Origin of the sequence: Pseudoalteromonas sp. 20-92, assembly GCF_030847595.1 — a bacterium.
GTDB classification, from domain to species: Bacteria; Pseudomonadota; Gammaproteobacteria; order Enterobacterales; family Alteromonadaceae; genus Pseudoalteromonas; species Pseudoalteromonas fuliginea.
Genome location: NZ_JANJGQ010000004.1, coordinates 190131 through 204138 on the forward strand (window position 1 = coordinate 190131; position 14008 = coordinate 204138).

A 14008-nucleotide genomic window follows, 5' to 3' on the forward strand; every position below is an offset into this window, starting at 1 on the left:
CAAAATTGGAGCACAAGATTACGTGAAACCATTATAAAGAACAAGTGGGCAAACTGCGCCTACTCAATCACTATCACTCTAAAATCGTTCACATTTGTGTTAGTTGGCCCAGTAATAATTAAATCATCAATGGCTTTAAAAAACTGATGGCTATTATGTCCTTCTAACTGTGCGTGTAAGTTTTCGCCTGCATCTTGTGCGCGAGCAATCGTACTGTTATTTATATACGCACCCGCTACATCTTTACTACCATCTACACCATCTGTATCACAAGCAAGTGCGTAAATACCCGCTTCGCCATTAAGTGCCTCAGCCAACGCCATTAAGTATTCTTGATTGGGCCCGCCATCGCCATAAACATCAGCAACGGTTACTGTAAGCTCGCCACCTGAGAACAATATAACGCGCTTGCCTTGGGCTTTTTGCTCAAGAGCGATAGCCGCATGTTGCTTTGCAACTTCTTTAGCCTCGCCTTGAATATCATACCCTAGTACCTGGGTTTCCCAGCCTTGGTGCTGTGCAACACTTATAGCGCTATCAATAGCATGCTGCGCATTTGCAATAATAAAGTACTCACCCACGGTATCAGCAACTCGTTCTTGCTCTGGTTTTAATAAATGCGCTTCAACCTCTGCCATTACTGGCCAATTGTACTTTTGTAAAATAGCCAGTGCAGCGGCTTTAGTACTGCCATCGCTAATAGTAGGGCCTGATGCTATATCACTTGGTTTATCCCCCACTACATCTGAAATAATAAGCGTAACGTAATCCGACTTAGCGGCCTGCGCTAACTTACCGCCTTTAACAAGTGACAACTGCTTACGCACTACATTTATTTCATCAACGCTTGCACCACTTCTAAGTAAAAACTGATTAAGCTTTTGCTTTTGTGAAAAAGGCACATCATCAACAGGTAGGCACATCAACGACGAACCGCCCCCCGAAATAATAAACAAAATAGGAATATCAGCCGGGTTATTTTTTACAAGTTCCAATAACTCTTTGCCAGCAGCAAAGCTGTTATCGTCTGGTGTTGGGTGGTTTGCACTAAGCACTTTAATTCGCCCAGTATCGCCGCTACTTTCGTAGCCATAACGTGTTACCACTGCGCCAAAACATTTATCACCATAAAAGCGATTAACTTCGGCGGCCATTTCAGCGGCGGCTTTACCCGCCCCAACTACACACAAACCTTTGCTTGCATCTACATTTTCTAAATACTTACTCATGCAAGCACTCGGTTTGCAGGCATTTACCGCAGTGGTAAATAAATCAATTAAAAACGACTTTTTAGAATCCATTAGTCACAGCTCACGAAAAAATTGAAGGAATAGCTAAACAAATTAATATCATCACAATAAACATGCTAAGTAGCATAACGATATCTTTGCCAGTTAAAATTGAGTTTGATACGGTCTCGGTATTTTGTACTTTTGTGACTTCGTTTACCTCTCTTGGAATTAAACGACTCGTAACATAAATAATCACAGCGGCGCTTACAAAACCGATAAAATTCCACCAAAACCAGAAAATATCTGGCGCAAATACCGACACCAACAAGTTAATTAATACACCACTAATTAAGCCAATATTGGCATGCAATGCAGCACTGCGTTTACTTAATACAGCAACTAAAAATACTGCTAGTATTGGGCCATAAAATAACGAGCCGACTTTGTTAATAGCTTCAATAATGGTCGGCGCTATGTCACCGGCAAAAAGTGATAGTACTAAGGTAATTACACCCCATGCTAAACCTAAGTATTTAGCTAACTTTAAGTAAGATGGTTGGTCTAGCTCTTTATTAGATATACGGCTGTAATCTTCAATACTTACCGCCGAAAGTGAATTAATTGCAGAGCTAAGTGACGACATCGCTGCCGACAAAATAGCGACAACTAACAAACCAATTAAGCCATGCGGTAGGTAATCTAAAATAAATATAGGCATCATCCAATCAGGGTTATCTGCTGGAATTTTTCCTAAAAATTCAGGGTTACTCATTGCCAATGTGCCAACAATTAAACCCGACACACAATATAAAATAGTAATAGGAAAACGCACTACACCATTTGCTAAAATCATGTAGCGTAGGTTTTTAGGATCTTTTGCACTGAGCGCACGCTGTGCTTGCGTTTGGTCACATCCGTAGTAAGAGGCGTAAAGTACCACACCACCAAAAATCATCGGTAAAAAGCCAAAGCCATCACCACTAAAACCAAATGAATCAAACTTAATCGCTTCTAATCGGCTCGAATCAACATTGGCAATAAAGGTATCAACCCCACCTAAGTGATACAGTCCAAACCCTATACAAGCAATAGTACCCAATACAATGATGATCATTTGAATCGCATCACCGTACACTACAGCTTTCATCCCACCTTGCAGTGAATACAAAACGGTTATAACTCCCGTTAGTACAATTGCTTGCCATGCTTCTATTCCCATGGTGCCTTGTAAAATAAGCGATACCGCGTAAATCATAATGCCAGTGGCAAACGCACGGCTAAATTGAAACACCACACTAATAAGCACACGGGTTGAGCGGCCAAAGCGCATTTCTAGATAATCGTAAATACTGACAATGCCGCTTTTATAAAGCTTGGGTAAAATAGTCGCTAAAATTAAAATCATCGCCAGCGGAACACCCAACTCATACGAGAGCCATTGCATACCACCACCTTCACGCAAACCAACAAATGCAGGAGCCGAAATAAAGCTAATAGCCGAAAGCTGAGTGGCCATTACCGACAAAGCTAAAGGCTTCCAACCTAAGCTTTTACCCCCTAAAAAGTAATCATTTTTATTGGTTTGTTCGCGTAGCATAAATCCCATTACCAATAAGGCACCAAGATAAAGAGCAACTATTGAAAAATCTAATATATTCATAATTAATTCGCGTATTCACAATATGAAAACACAGCGCCTTTTCAAAAATTAAATACCAAATGGCTACCTGCCCTTACCTTTTTAAATAAACGAACCTAATCAAAAAGGTAAACCTGTAGCTAACTTAGCTGAAAAATACATCACAATGCAAAAAACCTATTAATCCCAAAGTAGGTTAATAGGCATAAAGCATTTATTTAAAAGTCGTATTTAACTCTTAAAGTAACGCGTCGTGGGAGAATTGGGCGACCTACAAAATATGGGTTATCTGCCGTTTGGCTATTACCTAGACGAGGTGAACCTTCAGTAACACCGTCAGAATCAAACAGGTTAAATACCCCAACGCTTAAGCGTACTGTTTGCTCTGGTGCAACTTGCCAGTTATAGCCTGCATCAAATCTAAATAAGTGGAATGAATCAAGTTCCACAGAGTTTGAGTCATTAGCAAAATTTTTACCGGTAAAGTTATGGTAAATCGATGCATCCCAGTTATCTGCGGTGTAGCTAATAGATGAGTTAAATAATATTTTTGGTTTACGACGTAATTCGTTACCAATAATAGAAGGGTCTGAGTCAAACTCAGTAAATTCATGATCAGTGTAGGTCATGTTGGCATCAACAGCCCACTCATCGGTAATATCGTAACGACCGGTAAGCTCAACACCCGTTGCTTTAGTTGATTGCATAACTGGCAGCTCTAATACGCCCCCATTACCATCGTTTACAAAGTCTACGCTGCGTCTGTCTTTTAAGTCAGTTCTAAATAACGCAATGCTACCGCTAAAGTCGTTATCAAAAAACTTAACACCTAGCTCGCCTTGCTCAACAATTTCGGCTTCGTAGCTGGCAGGCTCGCCTAAATCGTTAAACTGAATACCTCTAATTTCTGGGAAGAAAAACCCGCGAGATGCATTGGCATATATATTTAAGTTATCGGTTAGGCGATATAACGCCGCCCCCGATACAGCAAACTCAGACGTGTCGACTTCGCCGTAAGTCATTACACCACTGCCCGTAGTGTTAACTTGTAAGTTAGGTGCAAGCGTTGGATCATCAGAAATCTGAACTACTTGGCTGCCTTCGCGACTAATTTTGCCTTCAATTTCTTCGTAGCGAACACCAAAGTCAAAAATCCAATCGTCGCTTTCCATTTGATCCGCTACGTACAATGCTCTGCGGGTAGCGCTAATGGTTTGGTTAGTATAAGAAATGCCTGGGCCACTAATACCATTTTGAGTGTACTGAACCTCATCGCCATTGACATCGGTATACGTTAAGTCGATTAAGCGAGGGTTGTTATTAAACTCACCTAAGTAAGTTGTAATAACGTTGTCGTCGTCGGCTTCACTGTGCGAGAAAAATGTACCGACTGTAATATCGTGGCTAAAATCACCTACAAAAATACTTTTGATGATATTAAATTCTGCAGAAAAATCTTCAGCTGGGCGGTCACGGTCTAAAATACGGTTAGCAAATAGTAAGTCATCACTTGCAAGTACGACACCTGAATTAACATAAGAAAACTCAGCACCGCTTGCATCACCTAGCCCTCTGTTAGCTAAAAAGTCGTCTTGGCTTTCAGGTACATTAATAATACCGTCGCCGTCTAAAAATAGATTAAATTCGTGTTGATATTTAGCGTATTTACTGCGCATATTAATGGCAAAATCGTTAGCGAGTTCTTTTTCAAACACCACTGAAATAGAGCCACCTTTAGTAACTACACCATCGCTGATTGGCGATTCATAACGACCATTTGCTGTATCGTAGGTTAAATTAGATACTTGCGCCGTTTGCAGTGATTCGACTTCACGACCATCATTACCACTTAAGCGCTCGCGGCTGTCGCCATCAAGTGGAATAGGTAAGTAAAACTGAGCTTGGTCGTCAATGTACTGTCCATAAACAGTAAATGAGCCAGAGCCATCATCAAATTCTTTACGAATATTACCACGCAACTGTGTACCTTTAGTCTCAAGGCCTGTATCTAAAGGGCCCTCGTCGTAACGGTAAAAGCCAGAAAGCGCATAATATAAGCCGTCTTCGTTAAGTGGACCGCTCGTTGCAAAATCTAAGCGAGTACGCCCTTGGTCAGAAAGCTCCATTTGTACGGTACTTTGCGGATCATCACTGCCCGTTTTAGAAATATAGTTAATAATACCGGCCACAGAACCTTGGCCAAATAAATTAGATACACCACCACGCACAAACTCTACGCGCTCAATACCCAAATCATTACGGTAATACACATCAAACGCCGATGAGTTTAAACCAAAAACACTCAAACTAGGTGAACCGTCATACGACAGTGGCGTAAACTGAAACTGACCCGATGAAGGTAAGCCTCTTACTTGTAGGTTAGTAGCGACTTCACCGCCACCGCCTTCTACTTTAATACCCGGAATATAGCGAAGCACATCCGCTTGGCTACTTGAAGACAGCTTTACCAGCTCGTCTTCGCTAATAGATGTTACTGATTGTGGAGTGTCTGAAATAACACGCCCTTTACTGGTACCAGAGACGATAATACGCTCAACGTTGTTAGCTTTTTTTGCTGTATCTGGTGCAGCTTCTTCTGCCGCATAAGCGCCCTGTGCAAGGCATAAAGATACAATAGAGGCGATCGTTGTTTTATTCACGGGTATTCTCCAATTGTGCTGGTTGTCTGTGTGTATTTACTTAGAGTGAGGCTAAGCAAAGCCGAAATAATCAAGTGAAAATGTTAGTTTTTTGTTACTTCGAACAGGATTTAAGCACAGAAAAAAAACATTTACAACCCATAATGAGTGCTTTAATATTATCAAAATCGGAAATAACACACAAAGAGCACCCAATATGACTACTGTAAACAGCGGTAAAATTGACTCAGCAACGGCTTCATCGCTTGCAGACCTTGCTACTAAAACACTTATAGCGAACGACTTAGGTGGCTATACAGTACCAACACATGGCCTATACCCGTTTCAGTGGAACTGGGATTCAGCCATTACAGCGCTAGGTTGGATGAAATCAGACGAAAGCCGCGCATGGCAAGAAATTGATGTGTTATTTTCAGGCCAATGGGATAATGGCATGGTGCCGCACATCTTGTTTCATAAAGATTCTGATACTTATTTTCCTGGCCCTGACGTATGGGGTTCGGATAAAAAAATTAAAAGTACGTCTATTTCACAGCCGCCAGTAGTCGCCACCATAATGAAAGAAATGCTTGCCAGCGCTAAAGATAAAGCACTTGCAGAACAAAAAGTTAAAGCGTTATTTTCACAGGTAGTTGATTATCATTTATGGTGGTACAACGACCGAGATCCTGAAAAAACAGGTTTAGTAGTGACCTACCACCCGTGGGAATCGGGCATGGATAACAGCCCATCATGGGATGACGCTCTTCATGCTGTGCCATGTGTAGATTGGGAATATACGCGCCGTGATACAAGTCATGTGGATTCTTCTCAGCGTCCACATAAAAGTGAATACGACCGCTTTTTATACCTTGTAGACTTTTTCAAACGTAACAACTTTGACAGCAAAGTAATTTACGAAACCTGTCCGTACAAAATGAATGACCTAGGTATTATTGCTATTTTACACCGAGCAACCAAAGATTTACTCAAAATGGGTGAACAACTTGGCTTAAACGATGATCGCACTGATTACTTAGCACAGCGTTTACAAATAACAGAGCAAGCCATAAACACTTTATGGTGTGAACAAAGCCAGTACTTTTATTGCAGAGATGTATTAACTAACAGCTTGGCTAAAGTTAAAACATCAGCCGCGCTATTAACTGTATATGCAGGTTTAACAAGCGATGAGCAAACTAAAATAATTAATACAGCCACCGAAGATTTTATTGAGTCGAGCCAATTTAGTGTGGCATCTACTCACCCTAAAGAAGAAAAATACGAGCCACAACGCTACTGGCGTGGCCCGATTTGGTTACACATCAACTGGATGATAGCCATAGGCCTTAAAGAAGCAGGCTTTGTAACAACGGCTAACAAAATTCAAGATGATACGCGCAACCTAGTTGTTAAGTCAGGCTACTACGAATATTTTAACCCTGAAACAGGTGCTGGCTGTGGTGGTAAAGATTTTTCATGGACAGCGGCAATAGCATTACATTGGCTACTTGACTAATAACTAAGGCAAGATCATGAAACACACAATATGCTTTGGTGAAGTACTGGTTGATTTACTTTCAAATAAATTGAGCCAAAACAGCAACGAACACGAAGCGTTTACAAAGTTTGCAGGCGGTGCGCCTGCAAACGTAAGCGTTGCCATTGCAAAGCTAGGCGGTAATGCCTACTTTGCAGGAATGCTAAGCACTGATAGCTTTGGCGACTTTTTACATAATGCATTAAAAGAGCAAGGTGTAAAAACCGACTTTATGCGTTTTACCAACCAAGCAAAAACAGCCCTTGCGTTTGTATCACTCGATAACGATGGCGATCGCACGTTTGAGTTTTACCGTGATAACACCGCCGATTTGCACTTTAATAACGATGACTTTAGTCGCGAATGGTTTGAGCAATGCGATATTTTTCATATTTGCTCAAACACATTAACCAACAAAAACATCAGAAACACCACCGCTTACGGTGTTAAATTTGCAAAACAAAATAACTCAATTGTAAGCTTTGATATTAACTTGCGCCTCAATTTATGGCCAAGCGATGCCAACCCTCGCGAGCATATTTTACCGTTATTAAAAGACTGCTCAATTATTAAAGCCTCAAAAGAAGAGCTTGAATACTTAGCGGGTGAACAATCGAGCGATGAGTTTATTGCCCAAACACTTAATAACGGTTGTGAGCTATTTGTAGTTACTGATGCAAGTAACCCAATGTATTGGTTTACTAAACACGGCAAACAAATGCTTACCCCTAAAAAAGTAACTATGGTTGATGCTACCGCTGCAGGGGATGCGTTTGTAGGTGGACTGCTGTATCAGCTAGGCCTACAAAACCTAACACCCAGCTCTTTTAGCGAGCTTTGCAACACGCCCAAAACACTAACAACTATTTTTGAATTTGCTTCGTTATGTGGTGCCCATGCCGCATCTTACAAAGGGGCATTTAACTCCCTACCTAACCAAAAGTCTCTACACGATTTTAGGAGCAAACTATGAAAAGCACACCTGATAACTTTAAAAGCCGTGAATTTTTAACGCAGCACATTAGCGACACGTTAGCGTTTTATGAGCCAAATATTGACGACAAACACGGTGGTTTTTACCAAAACTTTTCTGATAACGGTGAGGTATTTGATAAACACACGCGCCACTTAGTAAGCTCTACTCGTTTTGTATTTAACTATGCACGCGCGTATCAAACCTTTAATGACGAAAAGTACCTTAATCGTGTTAAATCGGGGATTGAGTTTATTCGTAAGCATCACCTTGTTGAGCAAACTGGTGGCTACAACTGGTTATTAAAAGTTGAAAACGGTCAAGCAATCGTGCTTGATAACACCAATCATTGTTATGGCTTTGCATTTGTTATTTTAGCGTACAGCTGGGCATACCGCGTAGGCGTTACGCAAGCACGTAAATATCTCAACGATACATTTCAAACAATGGAAACACATTTTTGGGATGCAAAAGCCGGTTTATATAAAGATCAGCACAACAGCAACTTCACACAATGTGATTCATACCGCGGCCAAAATGCCAACATGCATACTTGTGAAGCACTGATTGCCGCCTATGAAGCCACAAAAGACGAAATATTTTTAAACCGTGCGCTCACACTTGCCGACAACATGGTTAACCGCCAAGCTAGTTTAATGGGTGGGCTTATTTGGGAGCATTACGATATAAATTGGCAGGTCGATTTAGAGTACAACAAAGACGATCCTAAAAATTTATTTCGTCCGTGGGGCTTTCAACCTGGCCATCAAACAGAGTGGTCAAAACTGCTTATTTTTTTAAATAAGCATAAGCCACAAAAATGGCTTATTGAACGCGCTCAAGCCTTATTTGATAACTCAATAAATGTAGCGTGGGATAAAAAACACGGCGGTATTTGCTACGGCTTTGCCCCTGATAAAACTATTTGCGATGACGATAAATACTTTTGGGTTCAAGCCGAAACTCTGTGTTGTGCAGCGTATCTTTATCAAGCAACAGGGGATGAAAAATATCAGCAATGGTATGACAAAATTTGGCAGTATTCGTGGCAGCATTTAGTCGATCATAAATACGGTGCTTGGTTTAGAATTTTAACCGCTGACAATAAAAAAATAGACACGATGAAAAGCCCAATAGGTAAAACTGATTACCATACAATGGGTGCCTGCTTTGATGTGCTCGAACTATTAAAGTAACTATGTAGTCATAACTTTTACAGTGTTGTGTAGACCTTTTAACCGCCAGTTTGGCGGTTTTTTCTTAAGTGTTAGCGCTTTTTTAAAAATACAATTCCAAAAATCTCTAACTACTTATTTATTTACGATATAGATAACTTTAAAAACATTAACGATATCTATGGTCGTTTAGTAGGTGGTAGCGTTTTACGTGAATTTACCAATATACTAAAAAATTAAATGCCGAAGAGTTCTTTAATTGCACAATGGGGAGCTGGAGAGTTTACTGTTATTTTCTCAGGCACCTCAATAACCGATGCGATGACACAAGCTAATGAGCTAAATAGTATGTGGGCGCAAATATCCCTCGTATCATCAGTACAAATCAACCCCAATAAAAACGAATCATGCTGTGCTAAACATACTAGAGCAGACTGGTAGAGCACAATTCGAAGCCAAAATAATGGCTGTCATTTAGTCTGTTGCAGCGATAATAAAGTTTGTAGCCTCGGGGTGATCGCTTCACCCCTTAACTTTATTGTCTCTACACATAACGCCTAATGTAGACATTCATTTAAATTTGAGACAATTACCAGTTGGGTATCTAAAACCTAGTTGACCTGCAAAATATTGCGCTCGATTAACTGGTAACAGTGGATATTGTTCTTTGATCCAAGTTATGCGTTTGTCAAAAAGTAAATGAAGATAAAATAGTGATTCATTAATCGACAAAAAATCACGGTCTTTTCCTGGGTTTTCAAAATCTGGAGATCGATTTTTAGACCCCTTAGGTCTTATATCTTGAGTCTTAATGTAAGGAATATGGGTGTTCAGCTTAGAAGTTAACAACTCCCACTCTTTTACCTTGTTCTCTACTGAATATTGATTGAATGTTTGTGATATTTTCATAAAAATAAACCTTAGTTGTTTACTAAATTTTAGTAGTAAGAAATAACGCACCAAGTATTAATTTAAGTTTAAATTTATGATTTTAAATAATATATATCATTACTAATACTATGTTCCACGAAGATTTTTGACACTTATATATTTATTTGTATATTAATAATGGTTAAAGCAATGAATTAGAACGAAAAGCTAAAAACGGTCAAATTAGAAGAGAGTTTTAGTTATATTTGTACTGATATAATTAGTCATTGTTTTTGACAAAAATCACTGCAAAAAATAATTTCTAAAGGATTTTCCTCAAATCATCATCAATTCTTGTTTACCCCCTAATTTTCCCATATTCTCTCAGTAGGCCATTTTAGAGAATGACAATGACTGACCAAATTTTGACTTTGAAAGAAGTCGCACAGTACTTAAAATTAACCGAAAAAACGGCTTATAGATTGGCAGCTGAAAAGAAGTTTCCTGGCTTTAAAGTCGGTGGCAGTTGGCGGTTTAAAATGTCGGATTTAGAGGCATGGATAGAAGAACAAAAAAGTAAAAAATAACTTAAAAGTTTTTCGTGAAATTTGAAAATAAAGTCGTACTAACTATTTAACGAGTAAATAAATTTAATGAATGCAGAACAACTTAAAAAACTAGAAGATGACCTTTGGCAAGCGGCAAATAACTTGCGCGATAATACTGGCCTAAAATCCCATGAATATGCTGCACCAGTATTAGGCTTGATTTTTCTTAAATTCGCCGACAATGCCTACAACCGTAAAGAACAAGAAATCAACGCGGAATACGCCAAGCATTCAGGTAAGCGTAGTGAAAAAATAATTGAAGATATTGCCATTGAAAAGTGTGGTCTTTACCTTCCAAAACATGCGCGTTACGATTATTTGTTAAATTTGTCTGAGCAAGAAGATATCGCCACAGCTATTAAACAAGCGATGAAAGATATTGAAAAATATAAACCAGAGCTAGCCGATTGTTTACCTAAAGATGATTACGTTCAACTTGTTAAAAAAGGTAATGTCATTTTATTCGATTTATTAAGAGCCTTTGCTGATATCCCACATGATGCCAGTGGAGACATATTAGGTAAAATTTACGAGTTCTTTTTAGCTAAATTTGCTTTAGCTGAAGGTCAAGGTGGTGGTGAGTTCTATACGCCGACATCTGTTGTTAAATTGATGGTAGAAATCATCGAACCACACAAAGGCACGGTGTACGATCCTGCATGCGGTTCTGGTGGTATGTTTGTTCAGTCACAAAAATTTGTTCAAGACCATCGTAAGGAATTAGAAGAACTAGGCGAGTTACACGAAGAAGATCAGCTGTTTATTTATGGGCAAGAAAAAAGCCCCGAAACTGTAAAACTAGCAAGAATGAACATCGCTGTAAACGGGTTAAAGGGCCTAGTAGCAGAAGCTAACAGTTATACTGATGATCCGTTTGACGGATTTAAAAAGTTTGATTACGTAATGGCTAACCCCCCTTTTAACGCAACTTCAGTTCCATATTTAGATGTTAAAGATGATAAACGTTTTAATACTTTTGGTATTCCTCGTAAAAAAGGAAAAGTAAAGGTCGGTGAAGAAGGTAAAGAAACGGTACCAAACGGTAACTATCTATGGATCAATCTATTTGCCACTTCATTAAAAGAAAAAGGCCGCGCAGCATTGGTAATGGCGAACTCAGCTTCTGATGCTCGTCATTCTGAAGCGGATATTCGTAAAACACTAATTAAAGAAAATCTCATTTACGGAATGTTAACCCTACCATCCAATATGTTTTATACGGTCACATTACCAGCGACCTTGTGGTTTTTTGATAAGGACAAAAAAGGCGATAGGTTACTATTCATTGATGCTCGCAATACTTTCACTCAAATTGATCGTGCACACCGTGAGTTTAATGAAGAACAAATTCAAAATATTGCGTTAATTAGTAAACTTCATAAAGGTAACCGATTGGCGTTCATCCGCACTATTGATACTTATTTTAAAAAAGGCGTTGAGTTGCTTGAAGAAAACTACAAGCAAGTAAAGCCTGTAAGTGAACAATTAATAGAAGTTCTTAATGATGAACAGGGAAAAATCGCTGTTGGTGATTTAGTTAGTCAGTGGAAAACACTAACTAAGTTAAAAGAGAGTTTTTCTGAATACATAAAAGAAACAAACGGTAGGTTTACCACACAAGCAGAAATAGAAACACTTAATAAAACTCAGCATACATTGCGTGAAATATTTGACCCCTTCTTTGATTCTTTACATACAGGCTTAAAGCAATTAGATAAAACTGTACGAAAACATGAAAAGTCTAAAGCAGATATTGCTAAAGCTAAAGGTAAACGAGCTACAATTGATAAAGAAATCAAACAACTTAAACAAGCTTTAAATTTACTTCATAAAGAGGTAAAAAATGCAGAGAGCTATTTTAAGCATATTCTCTGGTTACAAGAGCGTTTTCCTAAAGCTGAATATGAAGACGTAATAGGATTGTGTAAATTAGCTACTCAAAAAGAGTTAGCAGAGCAAGATTACTCTCTGAACCCAGGGCGCTATGTTGGTGTTGTCATTGAAGAGGATGGAAAGACTGAAGAGGAGTTTTTATCCGGTATTACTGAGTTATCAGAAAAATTTGAAAACTTAAGTCAAGAAGCGACCGATTTAGAAATCATAATAAAAAACAACATAGATGTTTTAATAGGTAACTAATGGCAATATTTAAAGATACAACCCTAGGAGAAGTACTAACTCTACAACGTGGTTTTGATATTACAAAAAAAGAACAAACTTTGGGAAGTGTACCAATTGTTTCTTCTTCGGGTATATCTAGTTTTCACAATGAATCTAAAGTAAAAGGTCCAGGAGTTATAATTGGAAGGAAAGGCACTTTAGGGACATCACATTTTATAAAACAAGACTTTTGGCCACATGACACTACTCTATGGGTTAAAGATTTTAAAGGAAATGACCCAAGATTTATTTCCTATTACCTTAAGTCTTTAAAATTAGAAAACTTTGATACTGGTTCTTCAAATCCAACGCTTAATAGAAATCATCTACATAAAATAAAAATTGTTTTTCCTGAACTTAAAATACAAAAAAAAATAGCAGCAATAATATCTTGTTATGACGATGCGATAGAAGCAAACAAAAATAAAATCTCTACATTAGAGAATATAGTAGAAGAAATATATAAAGAATGGTTTGTCCGTTTTCGTTTTCCAGATTTTAAAAATACTGAGTTTAAAAAAACCATTCCAAAAGGCTGGGATGTTGTTAAGTTAAATAGTATAGCTATCGAAAATTCTAAAAGTACAAAAGCTGGTGACCACTTAAAGAAAAGGAAATACTTACCTCTTGACGTAATGGGAGCTAAGAGCTTTCTGCCAATAGGCCATTATGGTTATGATAAAGCCTTAAGTAGCTTGGTAACTTTTGAAAAAGGTGAGTTTATTTTTGGGGCAATGCGACCATACCAACACAAAGTGAATTTAGCTCCATTTGATGGAATAACTAGAACAACTTGCTTCGTAATTAAACCTAAAGAAGAATGGCTATATTCCTACTTATATTTAACCTTATATAAACAATCAACAATAGATTTTGCAATGTTAATAAGTAATGGTTCAGATAGGCCTTATACTGTTTGGAAAAAAGGGTTTGAAAGAATGGGGGTCTTAAAACCGAGCAAGGATATTTTAATCTTGTTTGAAAATAGAGTAAGGCCAATTTTGAACAATATAGCTAGTTATTACGATTTTCAACATAATTTAGAAGAGATTAAAAGAAGCTTACTCCCTAGGTTAATTTCTGGAAAATTATCCGTTGATAAATTAGATATTCAGTTTCCACCAAGCATGTTAGAAAAAAATGAAGTAAATTAACAAAAACAAGGATGTTAC

General features: G+C 38.4%; 12 protein-coding genes. 8 read left to right on the forward strand and 4 right to left on the reverse strand.

The window, feature by feature from the left end:
• Positions 1 to 59 precede the first annotated feature (59 nt).
• The 3 genes from NRL14_RS06130 to NRL14_RS06140 form a co-directional block, all read right to left on the reverse strand.
• On the reverse strand, positions 60 to 1301 hold the full coding sequence (locus NRL14_RS06130; protein ID WP_306724229.1) for a glycerate kinase: 1242 nt from the start codon (positions 1299 to 1301) through the stop codon (positions 60 to 62).
• Between the two features lie 10 nt (positions 1302 to 1311).
• Entirely contained in the window at positions 1312 to 2892 is a 1581-nt protein-coding gene (locus NRL14_RS06135; protein ID WP_306724230.1) for a sodium:solute symporter, read from the reverse strand.
• Between the two features lie 197 nt (positions 2893 to 3089).
• Positions 3090 to 5531, reverse strand: a complete 2442-nt coding sequence (locus NRL14_RS06140) for a TonB-dependent siderophore receptor (RefSeq protein ID WP_306724231.1) — start codon at positions 5529 to 5531, stop codon at positions 3090 to 3092.
• 196 nt (positions 5532 to 5727) lie between these two features.
• On the opposite strand from NRL14_RS06140, the gene NRL14_RS06145 reads away from it, so the two are divergent.
• The 5 genes from NRL14_RS06145 to NRL14_RS06160 all read left to right on the forward strand — a co-directional run bounded on the left by NRL14_RS06145 (position 5728) and on the right by NRL14_RS06160 (position 9639).
• Positions 5728 to 7029, forward strand: a complete 1302-nt coding sequence (locus NRL14_RS06145; RefSeq protein ID WP_306724232.1) for a trehalase family glycosidase — start codon at positions 5728 to 5730, stop codon at positions 7027 to 7029.
• 16 nt (positions 7030 to 7045) lie between these two features.
• A complete protein-coding gene (locus NRL14_RS06150) occupies positions 7046 to 8023 on the forward strand; it encodes a carbohydrate kinase (protein WP_306724233.1) in 978 nt (325 codons plus the stop codon).
• Positions 8020 to 9219, forward strand: a complete 1200-nt coding sequence (locus tag NRL14_RS06155; RefSeq protein ID WP_306724234.1) for an AGE family epimerase/isomerase — start codon at positions 8020 to 8022, stop codon at positions 9217 to 9219. Before NRL14_RS06150 ends, NRL14_RS06155 begins: the two co-directional genes overlap by 4 nt.
• Before the next feature lie 120 nt (positions 9220 to 9339).
• Positions 9340 to 9438 (forward strand): diguanylate cyclase domain-containing protein, encoded by a 99-nt coding sequence (locus NRL14_RS21060; RefSeq protein WP_373462519.1) that lies wholly within the window; start codon positions 9340 to 9342, stop codon positions 9436 to 9438.
• Positions 9439 to 9639: a hypothetical protein gene (locus NRL14_RS06160; RefSeq protein ID WP_306724235.1), complete on the forward strand. Its 201-nt coding sequence runs from the start codon at positions 9439 to 9441 to the stop codon at positions 9637 to 9639. It begins immediately after the preceding gene.
• A 129-nt stretch (positions 9640 to 9768) separates the two neighbouring features.
• Here the strand turns inward: NRL14_RS06160 and NRL14_RS06165 are convergent, their stop codons facing one another.
• Positions 9769 to 10107: a hypothetical protein gene (locus tag NRL14_RS06165; RefSeq protein ID WP_306724236.1), complete on the reverse strand. Its 339-nt coding sequence runs from the start codon at positions 10105 to 10107 to the stop codon at positions 9769 to 9771.
• A gap of 371 nt (positions 10108 to 10478) precedes the next feature.
• On the opposite strand from NRL14_RS06165, the gene NRL14_RS06170 reads away from it, so the two are divergent.
• From NRL14_RS06170 to NRL14_RS06180, 3 genes are all read left to right on the forward strand, one after another.
• Positions 10479 to 10655, forward strand: coding sequence for a helix-turn-helix domain-containing protein (locus NRL14_RS06170; protein WP_306724237.1), 177 nt, complete (start codon positions 10479 to 10481; stop codon positions 10653 to 10655).
• Between the two features lie 66 nt (positions 10656 to 10721).
• Positions 10722 to 12815, forward strand: coding sequence for an N-6 DNA methylase (locus NRL14_RS06175; RefSeq protein ID WP_306724238.1), 2094 nt, complete (start codon positions 10722 to 10724; stop codon positions 12813 to 12815).
• A complete protein-coding gene (locus NRL14_RS06180) occupies positions 12815 to 13990 on the forward strand; it encodes a restriction endonuclease subunit S (RefSeq protein ID WP_306724239.1) in 1176 nt (391 codons plus the stop codon). The genes NRL14_RS06175 and NRL14_RS06180 overlap by 1 nt, the downstream gene beginning before the upstream one ends.
• Positions 13991 to 14008: the final 18 nt, after the last annotated feature.

What these genes read in the sequence shown, in the direction of transcription:
- NRL14_RS06160 (WP_306724235.1), top strand. Translation starts at nt 9,439, where the DNA reads ATGCCGAAGAGTTCTTTAATTGCACAATGGGGAGCTGGAGAGTTTACT.
- NRL14_RS06170 (WP_306724237.1), top strand. Translation starts at nt 10,479, where the DNA reads ATGACTGACCAAATTTTGACTTTGAAAGAAGTCGCACAGTACTTAAAA.
- NRL14_RS06150 (WP_306724233.1), top strand. Translation starts at nt 7,046, where the DNA reads ATGAAACACACAATATGCTTTGGTGAAGTACTGGTTGATTTACTTTCA.
- NRL14_RS06175 (WP_306724238.1), top strand. Translation starts at nt 10,722, where the DNA reads ATGAATGCAGAACAACTTAAAAAACTAGAAGATGACCTTTGGCAAGCG.
- NRL14_RS06130 (WP_306724229.1), bottom strand. Translation starts at nt 1,301, where the DNA reads ATGGATTCTAAAAAGTCGTTTTTAATTGATTTATTTACCACTGCGGTA.
- NRL14_RS06145 (WP_306724232.1), top strand. Translation starts at nt 5,728, where the DNA reads ATGACTACTGTAAACAGCGGTAAAATTGACTCAGCAACGGCTTCATCG.
- NRL14_RS06155 (WP_306724234.1), top strand. Translation starts at nt 8,020, where the DNA reads ATGAAAAGCACACCTGATAACTTTAAAAGCCGTGAATTTTTAACGCAG.
- NRL14_RS06135 (WP_306724230.1), bottom strand. Translation starts at nt 2,892, where the DNA reads ATGAATATATTAGATTTTTCAATAGTTGCTCTTTATCTTGGTGCCTTA.
- NRL14_RS06165 (WP_306724236.1), bottom strand. Translation starts at nt 10,107, where the DNA reads ATGAAAATATCACAAACATTCAATCAATATTCAGTAGAGAACAAGGTA.
- NRL14_RS06180 (WP_306724239.1), top strand. Translation starts at nt 12,815, where the DNA reads ATGGCAATATTTAAAGATACAACCCTAGGAGAAGTACTAACTCTACAA.